The organism is Lactobacillus sp. WILCCON 0058, from assembly GCF_057198005.1.
The window spans coordinates 1802968-1827857 of sequence record NZ_JBUBHM010000001.1; the positions used below are offsets into that span (position 1 = coordinate 1802968).

The 24890-nt window shown below is 49.7% G+C and carries 12 protein-coding genes, 5 tRNA genes, 3 rRNA genes and 1 pseudogene; 2 read left to right on the top strand and 19 right to left on the bottom strand.

The features are described 5' to 3' along the window. The first annotated feature begins 62 nt into the window (after window positions 1-62). Both ACYVUU_RS08305 and ACYVUU_RS08310 read left to right on the top strand, forming a co-directional pair. The gene (locus ACYVUU_RS08305) at window positions 63-3041 is read left to right on the top strand and encodes an EAL domain-containing protein (RefSeq protein ID WP_484500628.1); all 2979 of its coding nucleotides are present in this window, start codon (window positions 63-65) and stop codon (window positions 3039-3041) included. Between the two features lie 104 nt (window positions 3042-3145). After that, window positions 3146-4525 carry an IS3 family transposase gene (locus ACYVUU_RS08310; RefSeq protein ID WP_484499678.1) on the top strand — a complete coding sequence of 460 codons (1380 nt, stop codon included), beginning with the start codon at window positions 3146-3148 and terminating at the stop codon, window positions 4523-4525. 86 nt (window positions 4526-4611) lie between these two features. On the opposite strand, the gene ACYVUU_RS08315 is transcribed toward ACYVUU_RS08310, so the two are convergent. The 19 genes and pseudogenes from ACYVUU_RS08315 to ACYVUU_RS08405 all read right to left on the bottom strand — a co-directional run bounded on the left by ACYVUU_RS08315 (window position 4612) and on the right by ACYVUU_RS08405 (window position 24755). Next, window positions 4612-5115: an ECF transporter S component gene (locus ACYVUU_RS08315; RefSeq protein WP_484500629.1), complete on the bottom strand. Its 504-nt coding sequence runs from the start codon at window positions 5113-5115 to the stop codon at window positions 4612-4614. A gap of 232 nt (window positions 5116-5347) precedes the next feature. Then, window positions 5348-6727 (bottom strand): annotated as a pseudogene (locus tag ACYVUU_RS08320) (aldehyde dehydrogenase family protein); the annotation flags it as partial. Between the two features lie 433 nt (window positions 6728-7160). Next, window positions 7161-7988: an energy-coupling factor transporter transmembrane component T family protein gene (locus tag ACYVUU_RS08325; RefSeq protein ID WP_439775450.1), complete on the bottom strand. Its 828-nt coding sequence runs from the start codon at window positions 7986-7988 to the stop codon at window positions 7161-7163. Further along, complete coding sequence (locus ACYVUU_RS08330) at window positions 7981-9699, bottom strand: ABC transporter ATP-binding protein (RefSeq protein WP_484500630.1); 1719 nt, start codon at window positions 9697-9699, stop codon at window positions 7981-7983. The genes ACYVUU_RS08325 and ACYVUU_RS08330 overlap by 8 nt, the downstream gene beginning before the upstream one ends. A gap of 11 nt (window positions 9700-9710) precedes the next feature. Next, window positions 9711-10271 (bottom strand): ECF-type riboflavin transporter substrate-binding protein, encoded by a 561-nt coding sequence (locus tag ACYVUU_RS08335; protein WP_439775448.1) that lies wholly within the window; start codon window positions 10269-10271, stop codon window positions 9711-9713. Window positions 10272-10296: 25 nt separating this feature from the next. After that, entirely contained in the window at window positions 10297-11148 is an 852-nt protein-coding gene (locus ACYVUU_RS08340) for an SAM hydrolase/SAM-dependent halogenase family protein (protein WP_439775447.1), read from the bottom strand. 208 nt (window positions 11149-11356) lie between these two features. Beyond that, window positions 11357-12745 (bottom strand): amino acid permease, encoded by a 1389-nt coding sequence (locus tag ACYVUU_RS08345; RefSeq protein WP_484500631.1) that lies wholly within the window; start codon window positions 12743-12745, stop codon window positions 11357-11359. 106 nt (window positions 12746-12851) lie between these two features. Further along, complete coding sequence (locus tag ACYVUU_RS08350) at window positions 12852-14621, bottom strand: DUF6449 domain-containing protein (RefSeq protein WP_484500632.1); 1770 nt, start codon at window positions 14619-14621, stop codon at window positions 12852-12854. Beyond that, a complete protein-coding gene (locus tag ACYVUU_RS08355; protein ID WP_439775444.1) occupies window positions 14593-15498 on the bottom strand; it encodes an ABC transporter ATP-binding protein in 906 nt (301 codons plus the stop codon). The genes ACYVUU_RS08350 and ACYVUU_RS08355 overlap by 29 nt, the downstream gene beginning before the upstream one ends. Next, window positions 15485-15859 (bottom strand): GntR family transcriptional regulator, encoded by a 375-nt coding sequence (locus tag ACYVUU_RS08360; protein WP_003611829.1) that lies wholly within the window; start codon window positions 15857-15859, stop codon window positions 15485-15487. The genes ACYVUU_RS08355 and ACYVUU_RS08360 overlap by 14 nt, the downstream gene beginning before the upstream one ends. A gap of 206 nt (window positions 15860-16065) precedes the next feature. Next, window positions 16066-16139, bottom strand: a tRNA-Asp gene (locus ACYVUU_RS08365). A gap of 26 nt (window positions 16140-16165) precedes the next feature. Next, window positions 16166-16237 (bottom strand) — tRNA-Glu (locus tag ACYVUU_RS08370). Window positions 16238-16240: 3 nt separating this feature from the next. Then, window positions 16241-16313 (bottom strand) — tRNA-Val (locus tag ACYVUU_RS08375). Window positions 16314-16315: 2 nt separating this feature from the next. Further along, window positions 16316-16389 (bottom strand) — tRNA-Arg (locus ACYVUU_RS08380). A gap of 30 nt (window positions 16390-16419) precedes the next feature. Beyond that, a tRNA-Gly gene (locus ACYVUU_RS08385) sits at window positions 16420-16491 on the bottom strand. 36 nt (window positions 16492-16527) lie between these two features. Further along, a 5S ribosomal RNA gene (rrf, locus tag ACYVUU_RS08390) occupies window positions 16528-16644 on the bottom strand. Between the two features lie 71 nt (window positions 16645-16715). Further along, window positions 16716-19622: ribosomal RNA gene (locus ACYVUU_RS08395) — 23S ribosomal RNA — on the bottom strand. Between the two features lie 216 nt (window positions 19623-19838). Continuing rightward, window positions 19839-21401, bottom strand: a 16S ribosomal RNA gene (locus ACYVUU_RS08400). Together the 16S, 23S and 5S rRNA genes with 5 tRNA genes alongside form the textbook arrangement of a ribosomal RNA operon. Window positions 21402-21929: 528 nt before the next feature. Further along, entirely contained in the window at window positions 21930-24755 is a 2826-nt protein-coding gene (locus ACYVUU_RS08405; RefSeq protein ID WP_484500633.1) for a putative bifunctional diguanylate cyclase/phosphodiesterase, read from the bottom strand. Between the last annotated feature and the right edge of the window lie 135 nt (window positions 24756-24890).

The following is a 24890-nucleotide window of genomic DNA, read 5'->3' on the forward strand; positions in this document are numbered from 1 at the left end:
CAATCAGTGCTATAATTTTTATAAAAGACACGTTAATTTTTTCATGACATGAGGAAGGCACAATGGCAGACAAGCTTTATCAGTTCAGTGATCAAGAACGAGTAAGATACGAGAAAACGCCTCTGCCGCTTATCGTCCTCCAGGTCATCGATGGTGAATATCACGTTTTGCTGGTTTCCGATGACTATTGCAAGATGGTGGGTTCTGACCGGCAGTCCATGCTGGAATACCTCAACCACCACAGCTTTGGCCGGGTTCACCCGGCTGACGTTGCTCACCTGGCGACTTTTTCTGCTGCAGCCGTCAAGTACCCGGAATGCCACTTGACCTACCGCTTGTCGATCAAGGGCGAGTACCATACCCTTTTTGCCCACTCCAAGCGGATCAAGACTAGCGATGGAACTACTCTTTTGCTGGTCACCTACTTTGACCTGGGCAACGACCAAAGCCAACAAACCCGCCAGCAGCTTGAGTCTCCCGACATCGACCTCCTGACCGGCCTGCCCAACACCAGCTATTTTGGCAAGTTTGGAGATGACTTTTTAAGTAAGCTCCTGGCCCGATCCGGCCAAGTTGACGTAATCTACTTCGACATTATCTCCCTGCGTTCATACAATGACCATTTCGGCTTTCTGCAGGGCAACCAGTTTGTCAAGAAATGCGGGGAAATAATCCGAGCTTGCTTCCCTGAGGGACTTACCCTCCGCTATGTTGATGACTCTTTCTTGACCATTACGGCCCCGGTCCAGCTCAAGCGGGTACTGCCGGAGATTCAAAAGAAGACAGCCACTTTTTCCGCTGACAAAATCACGACGCTCAGAGCGGGCGTTTACCAGGTTAAAGAGCCTGAATCAGCCACCAGCGCGGTCGACAAGGCCTACCTGGCCTTGCGCCACATGGGCGACGACCGACAGAAGGCTTACCAGATCTACAATAATTCAGTCAAGAAGCACTTTGAGCTGCAGGACTATTTGATCGGTCATTTTGAAGAAGCCCTCAGCCAGAATTGGCTGAAAGTCTACTACCAGCCGATCTTCAACCTCTATTCCCAAAAGGTTTGCAGCTTGGAAGCCGTCTCCCGCTGGCAGGAGCCAGGCAAAGCAACTTTGAAAGCCAGCCGCTTTATCTCAGTTTTGGAAAGAAGCGGCTTGGTCTACCAGCTTGATCTTCATGTCCTGGATAAGGCCTGCCGCCTGCTGAGTCAAAGGCGGGCCGACAATCTGCCTACCATTCCCATCTCGATCAACCTGTCACCCAGCGACTTCAAGCTCGACAGTTTTGTCGACCAGGTTGTCGAAATCACCCAGAAATACCAGATTCCCCATATGATGATCCAGTTTGACCTTATGGCCCAGCCGGTTTCAGCTGACCACCAACACTTAAAAACGGCCGCGGCTAATTTGCAAAAAAAGGGCTTCAAGATCTGCCTGGACCGCTATGGCGGCGAAAACAGCGACTTGTCAACTGAGACTCTGCTGGAATATAATTTCGACTATCTCAAAGTCGACGTCCGCAGCTTCACCAGCAACCGGCAAAGGGCCAAGATCATCCTGGCTTCGATCATCAACATGTCCCGCTTGCTCAAGATCGTCCCCATCGTCAAGGGCGTTGAAGACAAGGGTATGCTCAACTTTATCCGTTCTTTTGGCGTCATGCTGACGCAAGGCCGGCTCTTAGCTAAAGAACTGCCAGAAGAAGAGATTGGGAAAAGCAAGCTGGAATTTGAAAACGTCGAAGAACGGGCCCTCTTTACCGGCTTAAGCCATATTAACGTCCTTGATCCCTACCTGGAGACCAAGAGCAGACTGGACAATAATTTTGAAAATCCCCACCCTAACTCCATCTTCATCGTCCAGAATCAGCAGGCTAAGCTTGTCTACAGTAACAGCGCTTTCCGCTCCTGGACCGAGCACTTGGGCTACGCGAACTTAGATTCATTCATCAGAACCTGCAACAGCGCGGCTACCGGCAACTACAGCCGCTTCTGGACCGGTGTTGATCAATGCCGGCAGGTCAATGAAATTGCCCAGTTTGACTGGATCACTGACCAAGAACAGTTCAAGATCCGCTTGCAGCTGATTTCCAAAACCGACAACCTGGCTGCTTTTCTCACAGATGGCTACAAGGTCAAGAACCGGACTCCGCAGCAAGTCTACCAGAACTGGATCGGACAAAACGGAGACCTGGATTCTGAAAAGATCCGCCTGGCCCTGCTGGAAAGCAGCAATGTTGGCTTTTTCTGGAAAAACCGGCGGCTGGAATATTTAGGCGCCAACCAACGTTTTTTGGACTATCTCGGCTTAAATCTCAAAGACATCCTCCACAAAAAGAGCAGCGGAAGATGGAACAAGGAGCTACTGGACTACCAAAAGCGGGAAAGCCAACTGTTAAAAGACGGAATGGCCTTGGATGACTACTTGACTCTCAATGTCAATGGCAATCGCCGAACCTTCCACTACTACCTCTCGCCTGTCTACGAAGGAGACGCGGTCAGCGGCCTGCTTGGCTTTACCGTTGACGTTACCAGCCGAATGGACGAACTGGCTGCCTTACAGATTGAAGCCGCCCGCGATCCTTTGACCACTTTGAAGAACCGGCGCAGCTTTGACCGGGACTTCGGCTATTTGACTCAAAAAGACATCGTGGTCATGATGATCGACATCGACTACTTCAAGACTTTTAACGACAAATTCGGCCACCTTTACGGGGACGCCGTCTTGCAGAAGATCTCCGAAACTCTCCTGCACGTCTATGGGATCGGCCACTGCTACCGCTATGGGGGCGATGAATTCTTGATCATCGAGGACTTTGAGTCCCAGCAACTCTTGCGGGAGGATGATCAAAGAGTGCGCAAGCTCTTGGAGCAGGTCAAAATTTTAGATTTAAAATTCGACATCCATATTTCCGCCGGCTATGTCTACGGCCAGGCCCAGACGGCAGACGAAGTAGACAAGATGATCCAGGAAGCCGATCAAATGCTTTACAAGAGCAAGGAAAACGGCCGCAACCAGATTAATGGCGGACCGTCCATCTACAATTAGTGCTTAGTTCTTTTATTTAGCTTAATGAACATTAAAAATCCACCCTCGCGGGTGGATTTGATATGACCCCCGAAATTAGGACACTAATTTCGGGGGTTATTTTCATGACTAAATACACTAAAGAAATCAAACTCGCTATTTACCACGAATGGGTAGACGATCATAGAAGAGGCACCTACCTCAGCCGAAAATATGGGATGGAGCGCGGAGGAATCCAATATTTGGTAGACTTGATCCAAAAGCATGGCGAAGACATTTTGGATCGCCCACAACAGAAATATACTGCTGATTTCAAGCTTGCTGCCATTGATAGAGTTCTGCTAGGTGGTGAAGCTCTTAGGCAGGTTTCCTTAGACTTAGGGCTTACAAATACAGGAATTCTTGCAAATTGGCTTCGCTCTTTCAAAGAAAACGGGTATACTGTCATTACCAAGAAGAAAGGTAGACCACCCAAGAATGCCCAAAAGCAAGGACAAACAACGGATCAAAGAGCTGGAAGAGCAGGTAAAGAGGCTTACAGTCGAGCTTGCATACATAAAAAAATTGGAGGCCTTAATTCAAGAACGGAAGAGCCAAGAAAAGAAAAATTAGCTCGTGCAATCACTGAATTAAGGCAAGAATTGCGGCTTAGCGTTAAGTACATTATCGACGTTATCAATGCCAACCCTGGATTGCCTCATATCTCAAGAAGTAACTACTACTACCAAATCCATAAGCCTGATAAGGATTCTGGTAACCAGAAGCTGATGGATAGAATCAAAGAGATCTTTCTTGAACACAGCCGACGCTATGGGTACCGGCGAATTTACGGACAGCTTCGCCGGGAAGGCTATGAGATCAACCATAAGAAGGTGCAGAGGCTCATGCAAAAGATGGGCTTATTCGCCATCGCAATCCGCAAGAAACGTAAATACAGCAGCTATTACGGCGTTCAAGGCAAGATCAAGCCAGACTTAATCAAGCGCAATTTTTACGCAATTATTCCGGACAGACATTGGTTTACCGACGTGACTGAATTCCATCTTAAAGATCAAAAGCTCTACCTTTCTCCAATTATCGATGGTTGTACCCAAGAAATCATCTCCTACAACATTTCTAGGCACCCAGACCTTAAGCAAGTGATGACTATGCTAGATGACGCATTTGAGAAGCACCCGGCTCTTAACGGGCTTATTTTCCACTCAGACCGTGGCTGGCAATATCAGCACCAAGCATATCAAGCGGCTCTGGCTAACAGAGGGATCGATCAGAGCATGTCCAGGTTGGGTAATTCTCTTGATGACGGCTTAATGGAGGGCTTCTTCGGCATTCTTAAGCGGGAGATGTTCTACGGCCAAGAACATAAATACAAGGACTTAAATGAGCTTGAACAAGCTATTCACAAATACATCGATTACTACAACAACGTAAGAATCAAGACAGGACGAAAAAACATGACCCCGATTGAATATCGGAATCATGTTTTAACAACCTTAACGGCGTAATACTAAATTGTCCCAATTTTGGGGGTCACATCAATTTTTTCGTTCTTTCTTCTTTTACTTTCGTTCTGTTCTATATTTGGCAATTTTTACCGCAGCCGGTGCTGGAACTGCTTTTCAATGCCGGCCTTAAAGACCAGGCTGTAGCCCAAGGTCGCCCCAACGGCTGCCTGCAGGCATTCAAAGGGAAACTTGACCAAAGAAATTGCCGGAGTGGCGTAGATGAAGGCCCGGCCCAGGGTGTAGCCAGTCACCATCACAGCCGCGCCTAAAAGAACACCCAAGATGACTTTCTTTTGCTCGCCGGCAAACTTATGGGCGAAGTAAGAGATGATCAAGGCTTCAAAGCCGTGAGAGAAGAGGCTGACAAACATGGGCGCCGGGTAGAAAAGGAAGTCGCCCAAGAAGGCCCCCACCCCGCCGACTACAAAGGCTTCTGACGGCGAAAGCAGCAGGGCTGCCGCCACGATGACCACGTCATTGAAGTAAAGGTGACCGCCCGGGACAGGGATACTGAATGAAGACAAAGCAACGTTCATCGCCATCAAAACGGCGACGACGGCGGTTCTTTTGACTGACCATGATTTTTGCATGTTTTTTCCTCCATCTTATTCGTTTAGTGACTATGTTTACTATTCTATCACTTTTTCAGATTTATTTAAGCTTGTTCCTTACAAAAAATAAGAAAAAATATGAGCAAACAAAAGAAATTAATAATGTTGGGAAAGAAAAAGGCCAAGCGGAGGATAGCTTGGCCTTTTCGGATTTATGACTGATAATTCTTGATTTTAATGGCAGAAATAGCTTATGTTACAGGATTGGCTTTCTTCTCATGGCCACGGTCTTGATGTTCAAGAGGTCCTTGGCAGTGATGTTGTGGGAAACTGAGTTGGCCCCGTATGAACCGGTCCCCAGGGTCAAGGATGGCATCATGTTGTTGTAGACCCCGCCGATCCCGCCGAGAGCAGCCGGGCTGTTGACCAGGATCCGGCAGGCAGACATGGCAAAGGCAAACTTGCGGATGACCTTGCTGTTTTGGGTGTGGATGCCGGCAGTGTGGCCCCGGCCGCCGTAGTTCAAGAGGTCGGTGCAGATCTTGAAGGCTTGGGCACTGTTTTCTGCCTTGTAGAGGGTGAAGACCGGGGACAGCTTTTCAGCTGACAATGGGTACTTCGGGCCAACGCCCTTGTATTCAGCCACGATGACTTGGGTGTCAGCCGGCACGGTCACCCCGCACATTTCAGCGATCTTGACCGCGCTCTTGCCGGCCATCGGGCCAGCTACCGTCCCCCGGCGCGGGTCGATGAAGTGTTCTTCAAAGAGCTTGATTTCGTCAGGCTTTAAGAAGTAGCAGTGGCGCTTTAAGAAGGCTTCCTTGACTTGATCATAGATCTCCTTGTCAACAACGACGGAGTTTTCTGAGGCACAGATCATCCCGTTGTCAAAAGTCTTGGACAAGACGATATCGTTTACTGACTGTTCGATGTCGGCCGTCTTTTCGATGTAGGACGGGCCATTGCCTGGGCCCACGCCCAAGGCCGGCTTACCGGTTGAGTAGGCTGCCTTGACCATGCCCGGGCCACCAGTTGCCAGGACCATCTGCACCTTTGGGTTGTTCATGAGGGCAGTCGTGGCCGTGAGGCTTGGGTGTTCAATCCATTGGATCCAGTTTTCCGGTGCCCCGGCAGCCACCGTAGCTTCCTTGATCAGCTTGGCCGTTTCCACGCAGCACTTTTGGGCTTGCGGGTGGAAGCCGAAGATGATGGTGTTCTTGCTCTTCATGGCGATCATGGCCTTGAAGATAACCGTGGAAGTCGGGTTGGTGACTGGCGTCACCCCGGCGATGACCCCGATCGGTTCAGCGATCTTCATCAAGCCTTCTGCCTTGTCTTCTTCGATCACTCCGACCGTCTTCATGTCCTTCATGCTTTCCCAGATGGTTTGGGAAGCGTAGGTGTTCTTGGTCACCTTGTCTTCAACCTTGCCCCGGCCAGTTTCGTCAACTGCCATTTGGGCCAGGCGGCGGGCATTGTCTTCGCCAACTTTTTCAATGACTTGGCAAAGCTTGTCCACGTCTTCTTGGCTGAAGTCGTCCATTTGAGCTAAGGCTTCATGTGATTTATCAACCAAAATATCAACATTGTGGTAGATTTCATCTTCAGTTTCAACTGCTTTTTCCACGTTAACAGCGCTTTGCTTAGGCATTATATCGTCTCCTGCTTTTCGTTTATTTCTTGTGATATATTTATCAATTACTACTATAACAGCATTTAGAAAAAAGAAAAGAGGGTAAAATCCCTCTTTTTTAATGACACAAGAAGTTGATTTTCCCTTATAATTTGCCTTATTAACGATGTAAGCGGTACCCGTCTTTTGATTTTGTGAATAAATTATTTTACTATCCTTTTCCACTTTTGCAAAAGATAGCGATTTCTATCACAAAAGTTAAAAGGCGATTTTTCAGCATTTTTAGCAGTGATTCTCTGATTTGGATACCTGCATTCTCCTTTTTTCACTTAAAAAGACCAGGTAAAAGTCTTTTTACCTGGTTTTAGTTCAGTAACTTTTTCACTTGGCCTCTGTAATTTAGTTGCTTTTTGCAAATAAAAAGGACTCAAATGAGTCCTAAAATTCTCTGCTACTTAAATGGGTTGTAAAAACGGCCCTGGTTCAGGTGCCAGAAGTAAAGCATCAAGAGAACCAGCAAAACCGCCACTCCCAAGCTCAGCCAGTCGCTGGCTTTGAGCTTTTGGGAAGTATACCAGGTCCGCTTCTTCTTAGAGCCAAACCGGCGCAGCTCCATGGCCGTGGAAATCACCGTGATCCGGTCTAAACTGGACAGGATCAAAGGCATGACGATGTTGACCGTCCCCTTGGCCCGGTCGGCCAGCTTGGCCTTCTTGGAAATCTCATTGCCCCGGGCCTGCTGGGCATGGGAGATCGCCCAGTAGCTTTCCTGGATGTCTGGAATATAGCGCAGGGCCAGGGAAAAGGCGTAAGAGAAACGGTAGCTGATCCCGATCTGGTTCAGACTGGAAGCAAACTGGCTGGGATTGGTCGTCAGCAGGAACAAGATCGCGATCGGTACGGCGCAGATATACTTGAGCATCAGGTTGAAGAGATAAAAAGTTTCCTCAGCCGTTAAAGCAAAAAAGCCGCTGCCCAGCAAGACGTGCTTGCTGCCGTAAAGGTCAGCCCCGTAGCTGGGCTGGAAGACGTAAACCAAAACTAAATTCAAGACCGCGAAAATCATGATCAAGTTGACCACGACAGACACCTGACGCCACTTGACCTGGGAAACTTTGAACAAGGCCAAAGACAGGATGCACACGATCAGCAAAAAGCGGGTGTCATAAGTCACCATGCAGGCCACCGAAGTAATAATCAAAAATAAAAGCTTGGTGGTCGCGCTCAAGCGGTGGACAAAGGTCTTCCCTGGCGTGTAGCCTAAAACAGCATCATTCATTTCTGTCTTCCCCCAATCTTTCCCGTTCATAAGCCGCGAACTTGCGGGCAAAGCCTTCTGGATCCGGCAGGCCGTAGTGCTGGGCCAGGTCAAAGAGGCTGACCTGGCGGAGGCTGGCCTCTTGGACCAGCTTTTCATCAGTCAGAAGATCAACCGGCGTGGTGTCGGCAATCAAGCGTCCCTTGGCAAAAACAAGTGACCGGTCAGTGTATTCCATCATCAAGTGCATATCGTGGGTGATGATCATGATCGTCTTGCCGGCTTCGTTCAATTCCTTCAAGAAGGACATGATTTCCGTGTAGGTCTTCCAGTCCTGGCCAGCCGTCGGCTCATCCAAGATCAAGAGGGCCGGTTCCAAAACCAAAATAGCGGCAATCGTCACCCGCTTCTTTTGCCCAAAGCTGAGGGCGGAAACCGGCCAGTTTCTGAAGGGGTACAGGCCGCAAATCTTGAGCACCTTGGCCACTCTTTCCTTGACCTCGTCTTCTGGCACTTTCCGCAAGCGCAGACCCAGGGCCACTTCATCAAAGATCATGGTCTGGCTGATCATCTGGTTGGGATCCTGCATCACGTAGCCAATCTTGTCCGCCCGCTCCTTGATTGACAAGCCGGCCATGTCCTCGCCTTTCCAGGCAATCTCGCCCGTGTTTTGCAAAAAGCCGCAGATTAAGCGGCAAAGGGTGGTCTTCCCCGCCCCGTTTTCTCCAACGATGGAGACAAAGTCCCCCTCCTTGATGACGACATTAACGTCTTTTAATGGGTATTTTTGGTCGACGCTGTAGGCAAAGCCGACATTCTTCAAGGTCAAGAGCTCTCTGCCAGCTGCTTTTTCTGCCGGCAACTGGTAGCTGTTTTGCCAGGCCAAAAGCTTGTCTTTGGCATCCCCATCAACCGGCAGATCTTCCAGCGGAGTCAACTTGTCCAATTTATTTAAATCAATTCCGGCCGTCTTCATGGCATCCAGGTACAGGGGATTTCTGACCCCAACAGCTTCCAGGCGATCAGCCTTGAGCAGGTCATCTGGCTTCTGGTCAGCTAAAATCCGGCCCTCGTCCACCAGGACGATCCGGTCTACTTCCTCAGCCAAGACTTCTTCCAGGCGGTGCTCAATAATGATAACCGTGGCCCCGAACTTCTTCTGCATCTGGTCGATAAGGCGCATGGTCTTGTAACCCGATGCTGGGTCCAAATTGGCCAGGGGTTCGTCAAAGAGCAGGATCGGGGACTCGTCGACTAAGACCCCAGCCAGGGCCACCCGCTGCTTTTGCCCGCCCGACAGGCTTTGCGGGGACTGCTTGAGCAAGTCGCCCAGATCCAGCTCTTTGGCCCAGCGGTCCACCACCTGCTTCATTTTGTCCTGGGGCACGCAGTCGTTTTCCAGGGAAAAGGCAATGTCTTCCCCGACCGTCAAACCGATAAACTGGGCGTCAGTGTCCTGGAGAATGGTTGAAGTGGTAAAAGATAAGTCAAACAGGCCAGTCTGACTGATGTCCTTGCCATCAATCAAACACTGGCCTGTGATCGTCCCTTTATCCAGGTTGGGAATCAATCCATTCAAGCACTTGCCCAGGGTTGACTTGCCAGACCCTGAGGGCCCGGCCAGCAATACTTTTTCCCCCTTCTCAATCGTCAAATTGATGTCGCGGAGGGTTGGCTCCTGCTGGCTGTCGTACTGAAAAGAAAAATCTCTAAACTGAATCAGACTTGTCATATATTAATTCCTTAATCCTTGTGCAAACTGCCCTTCTTGACCCGGCTGCCGGCGTAAAGCTTAAGCAGGATGGTGCCTAAAACCGCGATGGTCAAGCCATCCATCAAAGTGGTCAAGCCGGCCTGGGCAAAGACCTTGGCAGCTGGTTCGCTGTTCAAGACCATGTCACCCACGGCCCCTAAGAGGAACCAAACGATAGCGTTGGCCGCAACCTGCACGACGTTGAAGATGACCATTTCCTTGGTGCTGAATTCACCTTGGTCAAGGTTAACGCGCAAAGCGTAGAGGCCAATCAAGAAGCCCAAAAAGCCTGCCGCGAAGTTCCAGTTCCACCAAGTCTGCCCGTACATGATGAGGTCCAAAAGCACGTGGCCGATAAAACCGACCCCGAAGCCGACCGTTGGCCCGTAAATCATGGCAATCATGGCCAGGAAGGCGTAAACCAGTTCAAAGTTGGTGTTTGGCAAGCCGCTTGGGATTGAGGCAAAACGGCCGACAATCACGAAAACGGCTGATCCGATCCCCAAGGCAGCAATATTCTTAGGGCTTAACTTCCACATATCCTTATTCATAAAAATTCTCTCCAATTCCTATTTTTTACTTGTTGACCTTGCTGATCTTGACCTGCCAGTCGGTCCCGGTACCGATGTGGTGAACAGCGGCAAAGGATTCCTGGTTGAGGGCAATCCCGATGTTGACCAGGGAGTTGATGTAGACCAGCGGCTGGCCAAGGTTGACTTCCGCGAATGACCGGACAAATGGGATGTGTTCCTGGTAGACGGCCACATTCTGGTGCAAGATGGTAACCAAAAGGCTGTCGCCCCGGTCGATAGACAGCTTTTTAACCATTTCCAGAGGAATGTTGGTCCACAAGGAACCAAAGCGGACGTCCAAAACATCGATAGTACCGACGGCCGTGTCGCCTTGCAGGCGGGGTTCAATCACCGGCAGAGTCACCAGACTGTCGACTGGTGTTTCTTCGCCAAGTTCTTCAAAAGCCACCTGCCCGCTAGCCAGCATAGCCCCGTTATAAGCGTAGACATCCCGGCCATGGAAGGTGTTGCTTTCCTGGGAGTGCGGCAGGCGGTTCTTGTTTTCATCAATCACCCGGACAGCTTCCACCCCTTCATACTTGTAGATATGGGTCAAAGTCCCGTTGTCTGGGGTAATGACATAGTGGCCGGACTTGGTCTTGACGGCGATTGACCGGCGGGCTGAGCCAACGCCTGGGTCAACGACAGAGACGAAGACCGTATCTGCTGGCCAGTATTTGATGGTTTGGTAAAGCCGGTAAGAGGCATTCCAAATGTCGTAAGGGGGAATTTCATGGGTCAAGTCAGAGACATTGATGTCGCTGGCGACCGTGTGAGCCACCCCATGCATGGCGCTGACCGCCCCATCTACTAAACCAAAGTCTGTCTGCAGGACCAACATTTTATTATATGCCATCCAATTTCCGCCTTTCAATCGTTTTTAATTTTTAATATCTATTTAAGATACTCTCTTTGCCAGGCTATGTCAAGAAAAGCATTCGGATTTCACAAAAACGTCCAGCTTTTTAGGCTTGTTTTCGCTTACTTTTTACCGGAAAAGCTAACATTATCAACAAAAAACAGCCATGACACGGTCATGACTGTATAATCTGTTTGATTCAGTTTTAGTTATCGGCCTGCTTGTCCTTCCGCCGCTGGTGGAAGTAACAGAAGCCACCGAAGAAGATGACCCAGGCTGTGGCCAGGCTGGCACCGAAGACATCTTCTTTGACGAAGAAGAGGCTGAAGAAGATGACCAGGAAGAAGGCAATCGTCAAGGGACTGGTTACCTGGTAAAAAGGCATCTTGAAGCCGTCCGGCAAAAAGTCGCTGGACTTGCGGTACTTACGGTGAGCCAGCAGGGCCAGGACGTAAACCAGGATGAAGATGTCACTAGTTGCCCCGGCGACCATGCTGAAGGCTTCAATCGCCGTGTTTGAGAAGCTGAGGATCGGCGCGATCAAAGAGAACAGAACCGAGATCATGATTCCCTTTGCCGGTACCCCATTCGGGGAGATTTTGGCAAAATGCTTCTTCAGCCAGCTGCCCCGGTGGGCTTCTTCTGCCAATTGGAAGAAGTGTCGACCAGCTGAGAAGATGGTTGAGTTCAAGGCTGAGGCCGCGCTAGTCAGAACCACGAAGTTCAAAACTGAAGCTGCCGTGGTGAAGCCAGCCAGCTGGAAGACCTGGACGAACGGACTGCTTGAGGCAGACACTGACCGCCAAGGGACCACGCACATGATCACAGTTAAAGTACCGATGTAGAAGATCAAGATTCTCAAAAGGGTCTCGTTGACTGCCTTCTTGATCACCCGGTGCGGGTCCGCGGCTTCCCCGATCGTAATGGTCACGAATTCAATCCCCGCAAAGGAGAAGAAGACCATCGGGAAGGCCGTAAAGAAGGCATAAGTGCCATTTGGCGCCAGCTTGAAGTTCTTGGTCAAGTTGCTTAAAGAAGCATAGCCAACTGGAGTTTTTGCGTGGACCGCCACCAGGAAGATCCCGGTCAAGATCATGGAAATAATAGCGATGATCTTGATCATGGCAAACCAGAATTCAGTTTCCCCAAAGAGGCGGGCTGCCGTTAAGTTCAGCAGGGTCAAGGCTCCTAAAAAGATAAGCTCAACCAGCCAAAGTGGCGCGTGCGGGAACCAGTACTGGAAGTAAGTCCCGACTGCTGTCAGTTCGGCCATGCAGGCAAAGAGCAGGCCGATCCAATAGGACCATCCGGCAAAGTTGCCCGCCGCTGGCCCCAGGTATTTAGTAATAAATGAAACGAAGGTATGGTGGTTGGGGTCTGAGTAAAACATTTCTCCCAATGCCCGCAGCATAAAGAAGAAGAAGACACCCATAAAAGCATAAATCAAAATGACTGACGGCCCGGTGGCAGAGATTGTGCTGCCGGCCCCCAAGAAGAGACCAGTCCCGATTGTGCCCCCGATGGCAATCATCTGTACGTGCCGGTTCGATAAAGACCGGACCGTTCCGTCCGCGTTTTCGTGTTCTTTCGCCATCTGTCCTCCTAAATAATTAAAATAATATTAGTGCATAATTGTTTTAATGATAGAACAAATAGCTGAAAAAGTAAAGTTTTTAAGTTAAATTGGCTTGATTTTCGGCTTAGTAATCTTCGTTAATATAGTAGTCCAAGTCCCCCAACTGAGAATTCTTTAACGGCGTTTCGTCATATAGCTTGTTTTTCTTCAAGAAAGCAATCGTGTGGCTGTAGTTGGCGTAAACCGGGTATTCAACCGTAGCACTATCTGACTTTGTCGCTGCCCAGTCGATCTTGATCCTACCGACTGGTTTCTGCCGGCTGGCCAGCTTGTAATCCCATTTGGCCAAGTCTTGCTTGTAAGCCTTGCGGAATTCGCTGTAAAGCTTGCCGTCTTCCAGCTTAACCGTCTTCTTGCCGCTCTTATAGGCAATGGATACGGTGCCCAGCTTGTCCATGATCATCTGGTCATGGTAGATCTGGAAGTAGCCCCGCTTGTAAGCCTTTGTTTTACTGATCTGCTCGAAGTATTTATCCAGATCCTCTTCCCGCATATTATAAACTCTGGTTTTAACCTGGCCATTCTTCATTCTGAACAAGAAGCGCAGCTGGATTATCGTTGCTTGATCGTGATCCGTCTTCTGGCTTTGCTTGCTGCCGGCTTTAGCAAGTTGCAAGAGCTCGTTTGAAGACGGCAAATACATGTACTTGGCCGCGTATTCATTTGCGCTAGTACTATCGGCAGACTGGCCAATATAGTAGGCGCTAAAAGCTCGGTCATCCGGAGCAATTGCTACGCTGGCCACTTGATCACTTGCAGGCAACCAGTTGTCGAACTGTTTACCTCCCCAGTGCATACCGACAAAAATTGCCAAGCCAGCCGCGGTCAACAGCAATCCCTGGCCAAAGTGGTTCTTCCATGCGGCCAGATCAAACTTGAAGATAACTTCCATGATGCTTGCGGTCAGCAAGCCAATGATAACAGCACCCAAGATTCCGCAAACAAATTTGTTTCCAGAAATCAAGTAGCCTAAAATCCCGCCAAAGGCTGCGAAGAAGATAACCAAGATAATTTTTACTGCCTGCTCAATCCAAGCAAAGGTAACAGCTCTGCCAGCTTTTTCATTGGCTCGCTTCTGGTAGGCCCAGTATGCCAGACCCAGGTAAAGAACAGTCCAAAGCAGGTTTAAGCCTATCCCAAGCCAGTGATTGCTGTTAAAGGCCTGCGACCAAGGATTGGTGTATGGTTGCCAGCCATAGTCATCAGTACCAGCAGTATGAGCAATGGAGCTAAAGAAAGTCGAATACAGAAAGAGCACACCCAGTTCAAAGCAGGAGAAAAAGATCGTGGCTAAGCCAGCCACAAAAGTATTCCCCGTGACCATCATGCTCAAAACGGCAATCCCGTACCAGGCTGAAAAGGTCAGTAAATTATTCAAACAGCTCTGCCATATTCCAGCGTTGGTCATCACGTTGGCCCCAGCGGCCATGCAAATCGTCAGACCGACCAAGAAAAAGGCAAGGTAAATAACGCTGAAAGTAAGCAGGCTGTTAACCGTGATTCCGATATACCGGGTCTTGCGACTGATGGGTTGACTTTCATAGAAGTCTACTTGCCGCGGTACATGCAAATAGCGAAAGGCTTCAAAGCCGAAGTAGACGCCGAAAAGTCCTGTGATAATCGGCGTTACAGAATTTCGGTAATTGAAGTAGTATCTAACCGCACTCTGCAGGCTTTCATATGGTTCTTCACCACTAATCAAGAGAAGCATGGTCCCAACGATGTAGAACATGGCCATGACCAAAACAGTCAAGGCTACGGGAACCTTCCGATGCCGCAGGATTTCTTTTTGCGGCAGAGCATGTTTATTTAAGGATGAGTTTGCGCGTGTCATAGCCAACTGCCTCCGCTTCTGCAATAAAGATTTCTTCCAAGGTCAACGGCAGGATTTCGAAGAAGGTCATCGGCACATGGTCAAAGACCGCTTCGACTTCACTCCGGCTCCCCCGCACTACCAAAGTGTGCAGGCGGCCCCGGCTGCTGTGGTCAACCACCTTCAGCTTGCCCAGGACTTCCTCCATGTCCCGGTCGTCCTTAAAGACGCACTGCAATTTCTGGATTTCCAGCTTCATGTCGGCCAGGTCTTCTGATAAAAGCAGACCGCCGCTGTGCAGGAAACCGATGTGGTCACAAATATCTTCCAATTCCCGCAAGTTGTGAGAGGCAATGATCGGGGTTAATTGTCGCCGGTCCATGTCTTCGGCAAACAAACTCTTCATGCTCTGCCGCATAACCGGGTCTAAGCCGTCAAAAACCTCGTCTAAGAGCAGGTACTTGGTGTTAGCACATAATCCTAGCAGGATAGCTAATTGCCGCTTCATGCCCTTAGAATAGTCGTGTATGCGGCGCTCAGGCTCTAAGCGGAAGTCGGCCAGCAAGCTGGCAAAACGCTCTTGGTCAAAGTCCTGGTAAACTGCCGCGTAGTCCTTAGCCATAGACTCAGCTGTGGCATTTGGAAAGAAGTAGGGGTCATCCGGAATAAAGCAAAACTTTTCTTTAGCAGCTGGATTGTCATAAACCGGCAGGCCGTCAATGGTGATATGGCCAGAAGTTGGCCGCAAGATGCCAGCGATCATCCGCAAGAGAGTACTCTTGCCGGCCCCGTTGGTCCCGATCAAGCCAAAGACCCGGTCTTCTTCAATGGTCAGGTTAAGGTTCTTGATGGCCTCAGTCTGCCCATAATCCTTGTTTAGTGCATCAATCTCGATCATCTTCTGCCGCCTCCTCCATGGCTTCAGCAAACAATTCTTGTGGATCAAGTCCCACAGCTTGAATCTCCTTAATTAAATCAATCATTTTCCCTTTCAGCTCTTCTTTTTGCTTGCTCTTCAGCGTTTCATTGGCCCGGACGAAATTTCCCCGGCCCTTGACGCTGTATACGTATCCCTCCCGTTCCAGCGCGGCATATGCCTTCTGCACTGTATTAGGGTTAGTCGACAATTCCATGGCCAACTTCCGCACCGATGGCAGCTGCTCGTCCGGCAGCATGACTCCAGTCAGAATCAGCTGCTTGTATCTGTCAGCGATCTGCTGGTAAATCGGCCGGCTGTCCAAATAGTCAATAAAGTCCACTAGCTCGCTCCTTTCTAGCTGTCTCTACTGTACTATTTATTCTAGTACACTAAAAACGATTTGACAAGCAATTGTCAAAAAGAAAACAGATTGTTTCTAAAGTAAAATAATCAGCCAAGGAAATTTAGAAAGAAAAGAAAAATAACAGAAAGAAAAAATAAACGAAAACACAAAAAAGAAGCAGGTATCTACCTGCTTCTCAGTGACGGTCCATGCGGGATTTGAACCCGCGATCTCCTCCGTGACAGGGAGGCGAGATAGACCACTGCTCCAATGGACCAAATATTCTGTTATGCCTTTCGGCAATGACCCGTACGGGATTTGAACCCATGTTACCGCCGTGAAAGGGCGGTGTCTTAACCACTTGACCAACGGGCCAGATGGAGGATACAGGGCTCGAACCTGTGACCCTCTGCTTGTAAGGCAGATGCTCTCCCAGCTGAGCTAATCCTCCAATGCACCCAGTAGGACTTGAACCTACAACCTTCTGATTCGTAGTCAGACACTCTATCCAGTTGCGCTATGGGTGCATTTATTCAATTAAGCATCTCTTGATGCTAAGCGGAAGACGGGATTCGAACCCGCGACCCCCACCATGGCAAGGTGATGTTCTACCACTGAACTACTTCCGCATGATAAAAGCCAGGCTAGACAGTCTGGCTGATCGAGCGCGGCAGCTTCCTATCCTCGCAGGCAGTTTCCCACCAACTACTTTCGGCGTTAAGAAGCTTAACTGCTGTGTTCGGCATGGGAACAGGTGTATCCTTCTTGCCATTGCCACCGCACTCTTGCTTGAGCTTGCACGCTCAAAACTGAATATCTCTTTCCAAGTCAAAACCTTCATTGCTTTGCTCTTTTGGTCAAGTCCTCGACTGATTAGTACCGGTCCGCTCCAAAGCTCACGCTTCTTCCACTCCCGGCCTATCTACCTCATCGTCTCTGAGGTGTCTTACTTTCTTGAAGAAATGGGAAATCTCATCTTGAGGGGGGCTTCGCACTTAGATGCTTTCAGCGCTTATCCCGTCCGCACATAGCTACCCAGCGATGCCTTTGGCAAGACAACTGGTACACCAGCGGTGCGTCCATCCCGGTCCTCTCGTACTAAGGACAGCTCCTCTCAAATTTCCTGCGCCCACGACGGATAGGGACCGAACTGTCTCACGACGTTCTGAACCCAGCTCGCGTGCCGCTTTAATGGGCGAACAGCCCAACCCTTGGGACCGACTTCAGCCCCAGGATGCGACGAGCCGACATCGAGGTGCCAAACCTCCCCGTCGATGTGAACTCTTGGGGGAGATAAGCCTGTTATCCCCAGGGTAGCTTTTATCCGTTGAGTGATGGCCCTTCCATGCGGTACCACCAGATCACTAAGCCCTACTTTCGTACCTGCTCGAGTTGTCTCTCTCGCAGTCAAGCTCCCTTTTACCTTTACACTCTGCGAATGATTTCCAACCATTCTGAGGGAACCTTTGGGCGCCTCCGTTACACTTTAGGAGGCGACCGCCCCAGTCAAACTGCCCGTCAAACACTGTCCTCGGTCTGGATCACAGGCCTGAGTTAGAGCATCCGTCAAGCAAGGGTAGTATCCCAACAGCGCCTCAGATAAGACTGGCGTCCTATCTTCTCAGGCTCCTACCTATCCTGTACATGCTTGACAGATACCCAATATTAAACTGCAGTAAAGCTCCATGGGGTCTTTCCGTCCTGTCGCGGGTAACCCGCATCTTCACGGGTATTATAATTTCACCGAGTCTCTCGTTGAGACAGTGCCCAAATCATTACACCTTTCGTGCAGGTCGGAACTTACCCGACAAGGAATTTCGCTACCTTAGGACCGTTATAGTTACGGCCGCCGTTTACTGGGGCTTCAATTCAAACCTTCGCTTGCGCTAAGCTCTCCTCTTAACCTTCCAGCACCGGGCAGGTGTCAGCACCTATACTTCATCTTACGATTTTGCAGATGCCTGTGTTTTTGATAAACAGTTGCTTGGGCCTTTTCACTGCGGCTGATCTTGCGACCAGCGCCCCTTCTCCCGAAGTTACGGGGCCATTTTGCCGAGTTCCTTAACGAGAGTTCTCTCGCTCACCTGAGGATACTCTCCTCGACTACCTGTGTCGGTTTGCGGTACGGGTGCACCGTCTCTGGCTAGAAGCTTTTCTCGGCAGTGTGACGTCGCAGCCTTCGCTACTTTAATTTCGCTCCTCATCACGCCTTGTCCTTATGAGAGCAAGCATTTGACTCGCTCTCAGACTTGACGCTTGAACGTGGTATCCAGCACCACGCGCTGCTAGCCTCCTGCGTCCCTCCATCGCTCATAACGATTCGGTGCAGTACAGGAATCTCAACCTGTTGTCCATCGACTACGCCTCTCGGCCTCGCCTTAGGTCCCGACTTACCCTGGGCGGACGAGCCTGCCCCAGGAAACCTTAGTCTTGCGGCGGACAGGATTCTCACCTGTCTTTCGTTACTCATACCGGCATTCTCACTTCTAGAAGCTCCACATGTCCTCTCGGTCATGCTTCACCGCCGCTAGAACGCTCTCCTACCACGTGCATAATGCACATCCACAGTTTCGGTATCATGCTTAGCCCCGGTAAATTTTCGGCGCGGCGTCACTCGACTAGTGAGCTATTACGCACTCTTTGAATGATGGCTGCTTCTGAGCCAACGTCCTAGTTGTCTGCGCAACTCCACATCCTTTTCCACTTAGCATGAATTTTGGGACCTTAACTGGTGATCTGGGCTGTTTCCCTTTCGACTACGGATCTTATCACTCGCAGTCTGACTCCCGCACATAAATGTCTGGAATTCGCAGTTTATCTGAATTCAGTAACCCTTGACGGGCCCCTAGTCCAAACAGAGCTCTACCTCCAGCATCCTCTTTGCGAGGCTAGCCCTAAAGCTATTTCGGAGAGAACCAGCTATCTCCAAGTTCGTTTGGAATTTCACCGCTACCCACAACTCATCCCCGCAATTTTCAACTTACGTGGGTTCGGTCCTCCAGCGCGTTTTACCGCGCCTTCAACCTGGTCATGGGTAGGTCACTTGGTTTCGGGTCTGCGTCAGCCAACTGCTCGCCCTCTTCAGACTCGCTTTCGCTGCGGCTCCGTCTTTTCTGACTTAACCTTGCTGACTAACGCAACTCGCCGGTTCATTCTACAAAAGGCACGCCATTACCCCTTAACGGGCTTTGACTACTTGTAGGCACACGGTTTCAGGTTCTCTTTCACTCCCCTCCCGGGGTTCTTTTCACCTTTCCCTCACGGTACTGGTTCACTATCGGTCACTGGTTAGTATTTAGCCTTGCGAGATGGTCCTCGCGGATTCAAACGGGATTTCACGTGTCCCGCCCTACTCAGGATACTGATAGGCCTTCTTTGGATTTCGCTTACGGGGCTCTCACCCTCTCTGGCGCGTCTTCCCAAACGCTTCTGCTATCCTCTGAAGTGCCATGTCTCAGTCCTACAACCCCGGCAGATAAATCTGCCGGTTTGGGCTCTTTCCTGTTCGCTCGCCGCTACTTGGGAAATCGATATTTCTTTCTCTTCCTGCAGCTACTTAGATGTTTCAGTTCACTGCGTGTTCCTTTCTTGTGCTATGTATTCACACAAGAATAGCATGTCTGCACATGCTGGGTTCCCCCATTCGGAGACCTCCGGATCAAAGCCTACTTACGGCTCCCCGAAGACTTTCGCGGTTAGTCGCGTCCTTCATCGGCTTCCAGTGCCAAGGCATTCACCGTGCGCCCTTCTTCACTTGACCTTGCAAGTCTGTTCTTTCGAACTCTCTCGGTCGCTTTGCAATGTTTTCATTGATCTCAATGATTCTCGGTTTTTTCTTGGAATTAAGATATTCAGTTTTCAACGTACAAGTGAGAGTTGATACTCTCAAAATTGAACAAAGTTTCTTTGCAGTGTGCTTCCGTAACTGATGGATTTCTCTTAGCATTTCTGCTCTCCATCCATCTGTTTTCCTTAGAAAGGAGGTGATCCAGCCGCAGGTTCTCCTACGGCTACCTTGTTACGACTTCACCCCAGTCATCTGCCCTGCCTTAGGCGGCTGACTCCTTGCGGTTATCCCACCGACTTTGGGCATTGCAGACTTCCATGGTGTGACGGGCGGTGTGTACAAGGCCCGGGAACGTATTCACCGCGGCGTGCTGATCCGCGATTACTAGCGATTCCAGCTTCGTGCAGGCGAGTTGCAGCCTGCAGTCCGAACTGAGAACAGCTTTAAGAGATCCGCTTGCCCTCGCGGGTTCGCTTCTCGTTGTACTGCCCATTGTAGCACGTGTGTAGCCCAGGTCATAAGGGGCATGATGACTTGACGTCATCCCCACCTTCCTCCGGTTTGTCACCGGCAGTCTCTCTAGAGTGCCCAACTTAATGATGGCAACTAAAGACAAGGGTTGCGCTCGTTGCGGGACTTAACCCAACATCTCACGACACGAGCTGACGACAGCCATGCACCACCTGTCTCTGCGTCTCCGAAGAGAACCACCTATCTCTAGGTGTAGCACAGGATGTCAAGACCTGGTAAGGTTCTTCGCGTTGCTTCGAATTAAACCACATGCTCCACCGCTTGTGCGGGCCCCCGTCAATTCCTTTGAGTTTCAACCTTGCGGTCGTACTCCCCAGGCGGAGCGCTTAATGCGTTTGCTGCGGCACTGAGAACCGGAAAGTCCCCAACACCTAGCGCTCATCGTTTACGGCATGGACTACCAGGGTATCTAATCCTGTTCGCTACCCATGCTTTCGAGCCTCAGCGTCAGTTGCAGACCAGAGAGCCGCCTTCGCCACTGGTGTTCTTCCATATATCTACGCATTCCACCGCTACACATGGAGTTCCACTCTCCTCTTCTGCACTCAAGAATGACAGTTTCCGATGCAGTTCCACGGTTGAGCCGTGGGCTTTCACATCAGACTTATCATTCCGCCTGCGCTCGCTTTACGCCCAATAAATCCGGACAACGCTTGCCACCTACGTATTACCGCGGCTGCTGGCACGTAGTTAGCCGTGACTTTCTGGTTGATTACCGTCAAATAAAGACCAGTTACTGCCTCTATCCTTCTTCACCAACAACAGAGCTTTACGATCCGAAAACCTTCTTCACTCACGCGGCGTTGCTCCATCAGACTTGCGTCCATTGTGGAAGATTCCCTACTGCTGCCTCCCGTAGGAGTTTGGGCCGTGTCTCAGTCCCAATGTGGCCGATCAGTCTCTCAACTCGGCTACGCATCATTGCCTTGGTAGGCCTTTACCCCACCAACTAGCTAATGCGCCGCGGGCTCATCCTAAAGTGACAGCTAAAAGCCGCCTTTCAAACTTGAATCATGCGATTCATGTTGTTATCCGGTATTAGCACCTGTTTCCAAGTGGTATCCCAGTCTTTAGGGCAGATTGCCCACGTGTTACTCACCCATCCGCCGCTAGCGTCCAACAAATCATCCCGAAGGAATCTTTGAATTCAGCTCGCTCGACTTGCATGTATTAGGCACGCCGCCAGCGTTCGTCCTGAGCCAGGATCAAACTCTCAATTTGAAAATTGAGCTCTTTTTAATCTGCTCCAGATTATTTGCTTGCGAATTGACTTCGCTTATTTGTTTGGATCAAACAATGTTTGACCCGCACACTGCGAAACTTTGTTCAGTTTTCAAAGTACCAACTTGCGTCAAGTGACGCAACGTTTTATATCTTACTCGCTTGCCGACTTCTTGTCAACAGCTTTCTGATATTTTTTATTTTGCCTTCAATTGCCTTTCTTTACGAAAGCGCTTCGTGCTTGCCTTGAAGACATTTAATACTTTACCTTGTTTTTTCTTTTTCGTCAACTTTTGCCTTTTAATTGTCTTTTTCGCCAAACACCAGGAGGTGTTGTAAAAGTTCTTTTTCTCTTCTCTTTTTAAAATCCTCTTTCATTTTTGGGAAAATTGTATTTTTGGAAAAATCGTTCGGATTTTGGGCTTTTCCTGAGTTAAATGAATAAAAAGTTTTTTGAAAATTTTTGTTTTTTCAACTTTTCGCGGGCAGAAAGTAAAAAAAGAAGCAGCCAATTTGACTGCTTCTTGCTTATTTCAGATATTGAACCGTGATGTCGCTTGGGTTGATCAAGAGCATCTGATAATTTTCGAGTTTCGCGATTTGCTTGGCACTTAGCCGGAGATACTGGCCGATTTGCTTGAAGTCAAAGTAGCTTTCCCCGCCTTGGCCAACCTTTTTGGCAAAGGCGTGCAGCTGTTTGGCAGTTGCAGAATCCGGTTTGTTCCAGTCGTTGATAATCCGATCAAAAAGAGCAGGCGACCGCTTGATCTCCTTCTGGAATTCTTCGTTGGCATAAAGCATGCTGAACTGGCTGCCATCGTCCAAGACCAGGCAGATCGGCTTGTCGCTGACCAGGTCCACCAAGCCAACTTGCTGGTAAAACTTGCTCTGCCCCCAGTTTTCGATCTCGATCCCCTTCTCGGTAATCAACTGGCAGAGTTTATCAGGCGGCAAAGGCTTGCTGTAGTAATAGCCCTGGATCCGCTCACAGCCAATTGACCGCAAAAAGTCCAGCTGCTGCTGGGTCTCAACGCCTTCTGCCAAGGTGTGAATGCCCAAATCTTTAGCCATCTTTACACAGGCAGTCACAATCTTTTTTGAAGCTTCATCAAAGTCCTTCATAAAGATCATGTCCAGCTTGATCTCATCAAATTCAAAATTCTTGAGATAGTTCAAGGCAGAGTAGCCGCTGCCAAAGTCATCCATCCAGACTTCGTAGCCAGCCTGGCGGAAGTTGTGGATGGCCCGCTTTAAGCCATCCACGTCTTTAGACAGGGCACTTTCAGTGATTTCCACATGCACCAGAGACCGGCGCAAGTTGTTTTTGCGCATGGCCTGGTTTAATTCCGTCAGTGGATCCATCATCTGGAAGTCTGCCCGGGAAAGGTTGACTGAAACCGGGATGACCGGCCAGCCCTTGTCCATATGCTCGCGAATCATTTTAGTCACTTCTTGGATGACATAACGGTCAACCTTGTAAGACAGGTTCATCTCCTCAAAAAGAGGAATGAAATCCCCAGGTGACAAAAATCCTTTGACCGGGTCAATCCAACGGACTAAGGCCTCCGCGCTGCAAAGCCGGCCAGTCAAAGTCCGGATGACCGGCTGGTAGTAAACCTGCAGGTAGTGATTTCTAAGGGCATCATCCAAGTGGTCAATCAAATACTGCTTTAATTCTTCTCTTTCCTGCATGGCCGGAGTATACAGACACCAGCTCTGCTCGGGCTGTTTTTTAGCCTGGTCACAGGCCAGCTTGGCCCGGTCACAGGCCAAAGAAGCGGTCACCTTGTCAGAATATTGGTAAACCCCAACCCGCATCCGCAGCTGGTTGGCCAAAGGCAGCCGCTTTAAGCGGGTATGCAGGCGGATAATCCGCAATTCCCAGTCGCCAGGATCTGGATCATAAACATAGAAGTTGTCCGCGTTAAAGCGGGCTAATGTAGCACCTGGATAGAGCTCCTTCAAAAGTTCTGCGATTTCGATCAAGCAGCGGTCCCCTTGTTCCAGGCCATGGCGCATGTTGTAAAACTTGAAATTCTCCACGTTCATGACCAAAAGCTGGCCACCTGGCTGCCACTTCTGACCAACTTCCAAAAGAAAGTTATGCATGTTGAGCAGGCCGGTCAAAGAGTCGTAGCGGGAAACCCGCTTGTCAGTCACATCCTTGACGACCACGATCGCGCTCTGCGGCACCCGATGGTTGCCAGAACGGCCTTCGATGACTTCAAATTCCAAAAGCCGCTGCTGGTTTTCAACTTGGACATGAGCAGTCAAAAAGAAGCTGGACTGCTGGGTCAACTGCCGACGCAGATTATCACAGTTCAAGGCATTTAAAAGCGGTTGCTGGCTGTTGGGCAAGACCAGCTGACTGGCGAAAAGGTGCAGAAGCTGGTCATAGTTGTCTCCTTGCTCCAGAACCGACTGCCAGGACAAAGGCGCCTTGAAGACGGTGGCTTGATTTTGAGTCAGATCGAGAAAAAGTTCAAAAATATTGTCCCGGCTGTAGATCAGCTGGAATTCCCGGTAGGCTTCCAGCCGCTTGCTTCGCTCCAGGCGGTCCTTGGAAACTTCGTTGGCTCTTCTGATGAAAACCACTAATTGTTCAGGCTGCCCTTCAAAGTCATAGCGGTTGGACACGATAGTCAAGTGCAGCTTATCACTGTGCTGGAAAGCATGGCAGCTAACTTCCATTTCTTTGCCTTGCAGGGCCTTTTGGTAAGCAGCCACTACTTTATCTTGGTCTTTATAGGCCACGAAACTCTGGCAAAAATCCCCAATCGACTTGGCTCGGTAATAGTTGCTGAGGCCAAACCGGGTCCGCAGGTCCTTGGAAAAAATAGCCGTCTTGACCTTGGGATAGATCCAAACCATTGACAGATTGCCAGCATTAGCGCTGATGACCCGAACCTGGGCAGCAATCTGGTCTTGAGCGACTAAGGGCCAGAGCAGCTTGGCCAGAATCGTCAGCGTTTCCTTTTCCTCTTCATTCCAGACTTGGCCAGCTTGCTTTTCCTTTTGAAAGCAAACGAAGCCCTGACAGATGCTCCCGCTGAAGTAGCTGTAGACCAGATTGCCAGCTGCCATGGCAAACCTGTTGCTGAAGTATTCCCCCGTCAAAACTACCGGGTTCTCCTGGCGCAAAAGTTCGTAAGTCGTGTCGCGTTCCTGCCCTTCGGCGATCAGCAGGTTGTGGTGCATGGCTGAAAAGTTATCGCCATGAGAACAATATTGATATAAAAACTGGCTGCCACCAGCCGTGTTTTCGCAGACATAGACCATGGCCAAGCCCAGCTCGTCTTTGACTAAGTCGAGCAGGCTGATGACTTGGTCTGGCTTTGGGCGGCCATTTCCCATTATCTTTTTTTGAAAAGCATGAAAAGCATCTGTGATTTTCGTCTTAATCATTTTCTTCGCCCAAACATCATAACTCTTTTATTATTTACTCTTGACTACTTAATTGTAGCGACTTTTGCTTTAAAAATCTCGTTT